Below are 7,112 nucleotides of genomic sequence, written 5' to 3'. Positions count from 1 at the left end.
ATTTATGTTAGTAAATTTGCTCATCTACAGTAGATAAAACAAATGATCAAAATTTCACAATTTATTTTTGAAGTTATCATATTGTCACAGTTTTTTCTTCATTTCTGCAAAAAAAATGCACACTTTTTCGTTACATACAATTATGAAAGAATAAAACAAAGGAGGAAGCATGTATGAGTATGACGCACTACATGGAGTTGTTAGCTGTTAATCAACCATGGAATTTAATTTTGTTTATGGCAATCCCTGTTATTCTAGCTGAAACTGTTGCTATTACCGAATTAGTCATTTTGTTTACGCGGCGTTTTGATGGAAATGTGAGAAGACTAAATAAAATATGTAGTATTATAGGTGGATTTTATTTTTTGTTTGTTTTCATTTATTTGTTCATATCAGCTGTCATTCCACTCACAATGAATGGGGAATGGAGAGGGTGGATTGACGTGATCGCTGTGACATTTTACTTATTAGGAGTTATTCCACTCTTTGGATTAAGTTTATTAGATTTACATGTTATTGGACGAAATTGGAACGAAGAAAAAAGATTAAAAGTGCACGCTATATTCGTCGGCATTTTTTTAATTGTTGCTCATATCGCAATGATTTTTGGTATGTTGGACCCATCCTTAGGAACCGGACAAACACATCACATGAATATGTAGGAAAAGGTCAGCTATTCGCCGACCTTTTCTTTTTGACGCCACGCTTTCGGAATGTAAATACAATATGGCTCACTCGCTAAGTAATCGCCTGTCACCGCATACGCTCTCGAACGCGATCCACCACAAACATAGCGAAATTCACATACACCACATTTTCCTTTATATCCATCTGGATTTCTTAACTGCTTGAAAATTGGCGAGTGGCGATAAATGTGCGATAGTGGTTGTTCGCGTACATTTCCTGCTTTTACAGGCAACAATCCGCTCGGATATACGTCACCGATATAGGAAATAAATACAAAGCCATTACCATCGTTTACTCCTTTTGGGGCGCGCCCTAAACCATCTACTTGCCCAGTCATCCCTTTCATTAGCACGTCTTCATAGCGAATAGCTTGATCAATTTGTTGCTCTCGCATTTTTTGTTGCAATACAACGCGTCGATAATGTTGTCCTGCAGTCGTTTTAATATCGAACGGTACACGTTTACTCGTTTCATAAAGCCAACGAAACACTTTTTCATGCTCAACGGGTGAAATCATATCCGTCTCTTTCCCCCTGCCTGTCGGTACGAGAAAAAATACGCTCCAAAGCACACATCCAAGCTTTTCAACAAGTTGCACCATTTCATCAAGAACATGAACATTATAACGAGAAATAACCGTATTAATTTGAATTGGAATGTCAAGCTCGTGTAAATATTGAATCGCTTTCATTGTTAAGTCAAACGAACCGGATGTGCCACGAAAGTGATCATGAATTTGGGCATTTGGCCCATCTAGACTAAACGCCCAACGGGCAAGCCCTACTTCTTTTGCTTTTCGGATCGCTTCCTTCGTTACGTTTGGTGTGGCGCTTGGCGTCATCGATACACGAAGTCCTTTATCAATCGCATATTTAGCAATGTCGTACACATCTGGACGCATCAGTGGATCGCCACCTGTGAACACGAGAAGAGGTTGATCCATCTCATAAATGTCATCAATAAGTTGTTTTCCCTCTTCAAACGTTAATTCACATGGGTCACGATGATATTGCGCTTCTGCCCGACAATGAAGACAGTTGAGTTGACACGCTCGCGTCAACTCCCATATAACGATAAATGGATTTTGATGAAAATCACGCATTTTGATCCCTCCGATTCAATCACTACTTCCCATTGTACAAAAAGGTGGAGAGGGATCATGTGATATTTATCACAAAAAGTATAATGTAGCTATCTTGTCACCATTCAGACAAACATGTACGTCCTTGCATTTCCAATATGAAATAAGATAGTATATACGATATAAGGTATACAAGGAGGTGGAAAAATGACGAAAGTACAAATTAAAGTGATGGATAATGGTTCATTTCGTGTAACCGGCGATGTCGAATTAATTGACATGGAAGGAAACAAGTTTGAAACAAAAGAAACGTTTTCTCTCTGTCGTTGTGGGCTCTCACAAAACATGCCGTTTTGTGATGCAGCCCATAAAGGAAAATTTCAATCGGTCGTTCGCGCGCCGAAAAACGAATAAGCCCGGCTTTTATTCCGGGCTTTTTTATTTTTTAGCGCTCAACCAGTGACATGCGCGGATTCAATATTTGATTTGGACTTTTTAATTGAAAACACCCTGCTCCATCGACAACGTCAAGCGTCATTTGATCATCGAAAAAAATGAGCTGATGTTTTTCCATCCAAATGGGCACATCGTTTGTTTCGATCGCTACATCATGCTCATCTAGTTCATCGATGAGCAACAAAACAGGCACTCCATTTACGGCACATCCGCAACCATCTGTATCGTATATGAGTTTCACATGTTTATTTCCTTGAACACGACGAAGATGTTCAATCGCTCGTTTTGTCAATGTCACGTTCATCATTTCAACCTCTCTTACTTTTTTAAAAATGCTTGTTTGCCCACTTTTTCAATGAGCGATGGAAATAGTTGATATATACGGCTTCCCATATGCATCCAAAACGGCAAGTTCACTTCGCGCGTAGGGGTAAGCATCACATCAACGATGCGCTTTGCGACAAATTCCGGGCGGAGCATCCATCGCTTTACGTTCTTTACATATTCCCCAGACGTATCAGCAACGGTAAAAAAGTTCGTTTCGATTGGTCCAGGGTTTACAGCCGTCACATAAATGCCATACATTGATGCTTCCATTCGTAAACTATTTGTAAATCCGAGCACAGCATGTTTTGTCGCCGCATATACGCTCGATTTCGGCGTGGCAATTTTTCCTGCTTGGGATGCGATATTAATAATATGACCCGATCGTTTTTCCATCATATGCGCATACACTTTTTTCGTACAAGCGATCAATCCGAGCACATTGACATCAAACATTTGCTTCGCTTCCGAAAGATCAATCTGTTCAACGTATCGAAATACGCCGAAACCAGCATTATTGACAAGAATATGGACATCGATCGAGGTGAGCAAGCGATCAAATACATCGTCTACTTCTTTTACGTTACTAACATCTAATTGCTCATATAGGCAAGAAATACTGTACGTTTGTTCAATCTGTTGCGCAATTTGCGCTAACTTTTCTTTTGAACGTGCGAGCAATACAGGTATTCCTCCGCGTTTCGCTACTTCGTATGCGATTTGTTCACCGATGCCGCTCGATGTTCCTGTAATAACAACGTATTTCCCTTTCAGTTTCATGATCTCACCGCTTCGTACATATATATTTGATCATCTTTTTCTTTTTTCACTGCACCTATCGCCTCTAAATAGTCCAGTTGGCCAATCGTTTCAGACATCGTCAACAAAAACTCTCGCTCATATACAGTCGGGAAAAGCGCCCGGCATACGTCAAATACCGTCATCGGCTTTTCATTCAACAGTTGCCACACGTACTGTGCACGTTCTTTTTGTTTTTCAAGCCGCTTGTCAATAAGCGGTGCGACATCTGTCACATCTTCCCCATGTCCCGTAACAATGGTTGTAATGTCGTACTGGAGTAGTTTTTTTAATGAATCATTATATTGCAAAAGTGGCTTCGGTCGTTCCTTTTCACCAATCGCAGGAGGTTCTAACAGCGGATTGGATGAAATCGCTGCTAGCAAATGATCTCCTCCGATCATCAGACCGTCCGATTCACGATATAATACAATATGACTTTGCGCATGACCTGGCGTTTCGATAACCATCCATCCTTCGATCACATCCCCTTCTTTCACTTCTTGTGTGAGCGAGCGCTCGCACGAAAAGCGAAGAGAACGCCGAAAGTTTCCTAGTTTCATCACACCCTCTTCACCAACGCCACACTCGATTAAAAATTGTTCGAAATATTGTTGGTGCCACGAAAAAAAAGCAGCATCTTTCGCAATCCAAGGCGCAGCTTTGCGATGCCCGATAACAGGAAGTGACGGCGGCAAATAATCAAGCAAACCGACGTGATCTGGATGGTGGTGCGTAATGATGACTTGTTCAATATCTGTCGGTTGGTAGCCGATGTTCTGCAATTCACGAACGAAAACGTTCCATGCTTCCTCCGTTTTCACCCCAGCATCAACGAGCGTTAATCGTTCTCCTTCAAGAATATACATGTTCACATCTCCAACGGCAAATGGCGTTGGAACGACAATGCGATGCAACTGTTCCATCGTTCTAGCTCCTTCATTATATCATCATAATTTTCCGTCTCGTCTGTTTATCAGTTTACACCTATTTTTTCTATTTGTCATTTATTTTTAATTTATTTATTAAAAAATTCAGAAAGTAATTAGACGAAACCTATTGACAACACGCTCGTTTTTCATGCATAATTGCAAGCAAATCATATATGTGCGAAGCGATGAATAGGGCCAGTACATGATAAATGGTAACAAGAGAGTGAAACCCGTAGGCTGAAAGGTTTCATTACCCTCTTTATCATGGAACCTACCCTATGAGCTGTTAGGCAAACCTAACCGTCTTGCCGACGATACCGGCACAAAAGGTGGGCACAACTTGTGCCAACAAAGGTGGTACCGCGGAAATAAAAGACCTTTCCGTCCTTTACCGGACGAAAGGTCTTTTTATTTTGGGGATAAGGAGGATAAAAAAATGACGATCACGTTTCTCGGAGCAGGATCGATGGCAGAAGCGCTTATTTCAGGAGTTATACAAACGCTATATGAACCAAAGCAAATGATCGTAACGAATCGCTCGCGCATGGAACGACTCACGTATATGCAACAAACGTATGGGGTGCGAACGGAAACGAATAAAGAACAAGCGGTAAAAGAAGCCGATATTATCATTTTAGCCATGAAGCCAAAAGATGTTGCGGAAAGTCTTACGCCAATCGCACATGCTTTTTGTGAACAACAGCTGATTATTTCATTGCTTGCAGGAGTGACGACGGATACAATTACATCGCTAATCGGGAAACAAATCCCGGTCATTCGCGCCATGCCGAATACATCCGCAGCCATCGGACAATCCGCCACAGCATTAGCGCAAGGGGCATACGCAACGGACGAACATATGCGCATCGCAAAAACGTTATTTGAAACGGTCGGAATTGTGACGATTGTTGATGAAAAGCACTTGCATGCTGTGACAGGGTTATCTGGTAGCGGACCTGCTTACGTGTATTACTTAGTGGAGGCAATGGAAAAAGCGGCCGATGAAATCGGGCTTGATCACGATATTGCGAAAGAGCTCATTTTACAAACGATTATCGGTGCCGCCCATATGTTAAAAGCGTCGAACAAACATCCTTCCATTTTACGAAAAGAAGTCACAAGCCCAGGGGGGACGACTGAAGCAGGCATCGGCGTGCTCGAGCAATACCGCTATCAAGAAGCAATGATTGCTTGCATTAAACGAGCAACTGAACGATCAAAAGAGCTCGGTGAAGCACTTCTTTCCTCCGTTCAATAAGGCAAATTGTTTTTCTTTTCCAACAGTACGTGATATGATTTTTGTAAACAATACGATCGGAGGGATGTTGTATGCTTTTTTCGCCATATACGATACGAGACGTCACATTGAAAAACCGCATCGTCATGTCGCCGATGTGCATGTATGCGTGTGATCTCGAAGACGGAACGGTACACAACTGGCATCTCATTCATTATGCAACGCGGGCTGTCGGGCAAGTCGGACTTATTATTGTCGAGGCGACGGCAGTTACACCACAAGGGAGAATTTCGGCACGCGATTTAGGCATTTGGAGCGACGACCATATAAGTGGATTGCATACGCTCACGACGCTCGTTCATGAACAAGGAGCCAAAATTGGCATTCAGCTTGCACATGCCGGACGGAAAGCGACCGTTTCTGGGGAAATCATTGCTCCTTCCCCTATTCCGTTTGATGACAACATGCGCACACCAAAAGAAATGACAAAAACGGAAATTGAAGAAACGATTCACGCCTTTCAGCAAGGGGCGCGGCGAGCAAAGGAAGCTAATTTTGACGTCATCGAAATTCACGCTGCGCACGGCTACTTAATTAACGAATTTTTATCGCCGCTTACAAACAAACGAACGGATGAATACGGTGGAGAAGATCGCTATCGTTTTTTAGGCGAAGTCATTGAAGCGATAAAAGAAGTGTGGGACGGTCCACTATTTGTGCGCATTTCTGCGCACGACTATCATCCAGACGGGTTAACAGTCAATGATTACATTGACTATGCTAAACGAATGAAAGCGCAAGGTGTTGATTTGATCGATGTAAGCTCTGGCGCCGTCGTTCCGGCAAAAATTGATGCATACCCTGGCTACCAAGTGCCGTTTGCTGAAACGATTCGCCGTGAAGCAAATGTGCCGACAGGAGCCGTTGGGCTCATTACGTCAGGGTTACAGGCGGAAGAAATATTACGGAACGGGCGCGCTGATCTTGTTTTTATCGGGCGCGAGCTTCTTCGCAACCCATATTGGCCAAAAACAGCTGCGAACGAACTCGGCATATCGCTTGAAGCGCCGAAACCGTATGTCAGAGGGTGGTAAATAAAACACACGTTTAGATCGTTAACTGTCTTCTTTAACTTTGAGATGTAGATAAGGGAGATACATGTGAGGGCAGAAGAGTTCATGAAAGCTTTAGACGAAATGGACAATGCAGAACGAATTAAATTGCTATCATGGCTTTTCGACAAATACTTTGATAACAGACCTCCAAAACATGTTATTGAAGAAGAACTGGAAAAAGAAATATGGGGCGAAGACGATGAGTAATCTGGGAAGACGCGGCGAAATATGGTTCGCAGAAATAAAAGGAAAACGTAGACCTGTGCTTATTGTATCTCCCGATGATGTTATCGTACAACTAGACAGAGTAATAGCAAATATTACAAGCCAACAGCCACAAAACAAGTACGATGTCGTCTTAGAATATTGGGAAGAAGCGTGATTAGACAAACCATCTGTTGTTAGGTGCTCAAAAATCAACACGATTCATTATCGAGAACTTCTTTGCAAGATTGGAAATATCCATGAACATGATCTAAAAA

10 protein-coding genes and 1 other annotated feature are annotated in these 7,112 nt (G+C 42.2%); of the genes, 6 read left to right on the top strand and 4 right to left on the bottom strand.

What is annotated here, in order from left to right:
* Window positions 1–173 precede the first annotated feature (173 nt).
* Complete coding sequence (locus V7Z64_RS10615) at window positions 174–662, top strand: DUF6803 family protein (protein ID WP_003394261.1); 489 nt, start codon at window positions 174–176, stop codon at window positions 660–662.
* Window positions 663–673: 11 nt separating this feature from the next.
* On the opposite strand, the gene V7Z64_RS10610 is transcribed toward V7Z64_RS10615, so the two are convergent.
* Window positions 674–1,789 carry a TIGR04053 family radical SAM/SPASM domain-containing protein gene (locus tag V7Z64_RS10610; protein WP_297990808.1) on the bottom strand — a complete coding sequence of 372 codons (1,116 nt, stop codon included), beginning with the start codon at window positions 1,787–1,789 and terminating at the stop codon, window positions 674–676.
* 186 nt (window positions 1,790–1,975) lie between these two features.
* Here V7Z64_RS10610 and V7Z64_RS10605 point away from each other — a divergent pair, with 186 nt between their 5' ends.
* Window positions 1,976–2,182, top strand: a complete 207-nt coding sequence (locus V7Z64_RS10605) for a CDGSH iron-sulfur domain-containing protein (protein ID WP_003394257.1) — start codon at window positions 1,976–1,978, stop codon at window positions 2,180–2,182.
* A 31-nt stretch (window positions 2,183–2,213) separates the two neighbouring features.
* Here the strand turns inward: V7Z64_RS10605 and V7Z64_RS10600 are convergent, their stop codons facing one another.
* The 3 genes from V7Z64_RS10600 to V7Z64_RS10590 are packed head-to-tail and all read right to left on the bottom strand — an operon-like array spanning window position 2,214 to window position 4,272.
* A complete protein-coding gene (locus V7Z64_RS10600; protein WP_003394255.1) occupies window positions 2,214–2,528 on the bottom strand; it encodes an iron-sulfur cluster biosynthesis family protein in 315 nt (104 codons plus the stop codon).
* Between the two features lie 14 nt (window positions 2,529–2,542).
* A complete protein-coding gene (locus V7Z64_RS10595; protein ID WP_297990809.1) occupies window positions 2,543–3,328 on the bottom strand; it encodes an SDR family NAD(P)-dependent oxidoreductase in 786 nt (261 codons plus the stop codon).
* Window positions 3,325–4,272, bottom strand: coding sequence for an MBL fold metallo-hydrolase (locus V7Z64_RS10590; RefSeq protein ID WP_297990810.1), 948 nt, complete (start codon window positions 4,270–4,272; stop codon window positions 3,325–3,327). Before V7Z64_RS10590 ends, V7Z64_RS10595 begins: the two co-directional genes overlap by 4 nt.
* Window positions 4,273–4,454: 182 nt before the next feature.
* Window positions 4,455–4,670: a binding site (T-box leader), on the top strand.
* A 44-nt stretch (window positions 4,671–4,714) separates the two neighbouring features.
* Here V7Z64_RS10590 and proI point away from each other — a divergent pair.
* The 4 genes from proI to V7Z64_RS10570 all read left to right on the top strand — a co-directional run bounded on the left by proI (window position 4,715) and on the right by V7Z64_RS10570 (window position 7,012).
* Window positions 4,715–5,536: a pyrroline-5-carboxylate reductase ProI gene (gene proI / locus V7Z64_RS10585; protein ID WP_003394246.1), complete on the top strand. Its 822-nt coding sequence runs from the start codon at window positions 4,715–4,717 to the stop codon at window positions 5,534–5,536.
* Window positions 5,537–5,607: 71 nt separating this feature from the next.
* Window positions 5,608–6,609, top strand: a complete 1,002-nt coding sequence (gene namA / locus V7Z64_RS10580; protein ID WP_297990811.1) for an NADPH dehydrogenase NamA — start codon at window positions 5,608–5,610, stop codon at window positions 6,607–6,609.
* A 66-nt stretch (window positions 6,610–6,675) separates the two neighbouring features.
* Complete coding sequence (locus tag V7Z64_RS10575; protein ID WP_003394241.1) at window positions 6,676–6,837, top strand: hypothetical protein; 162 nt, start codon at window positions 6,676–6,678, stop codon at window positions 6,835–6,837.
* The gene (locus V7Z64_RS10570) at window positions 6,830–7,012 is read left to right on the top strand and encodes a type II toxin-antitoxin system PemK/MazF family toxin (RefSeq protein ID WP_297990812.1); all 183 of its coding nucleotides are present in this window, start codon (window positions 6,830–6,832) and stop codon (window positions 7,010–7,012) included. The genes V7Z64_RS10575 and V7Z64_RS10570 overlap by 8 nt, the downstream gene beginning before the upstream one ends.
* Window positions 7,013–7,112 lie beyond the last annotated feature (100 nt).

It is taken from the genome of Anoxybacillus sp. (assembly GCF_036834105.1).
Classification (GTDB): Bacteria; Bacillota; Bacilli; order Bacillales; family Anoxybacillaceae; genus Anoxybacillus.
The sequence above is the reverse complement of the archived record's forward strand: the minus strand, read 5'-3'. Positions and strand labels throughout refer to the sequence as shown.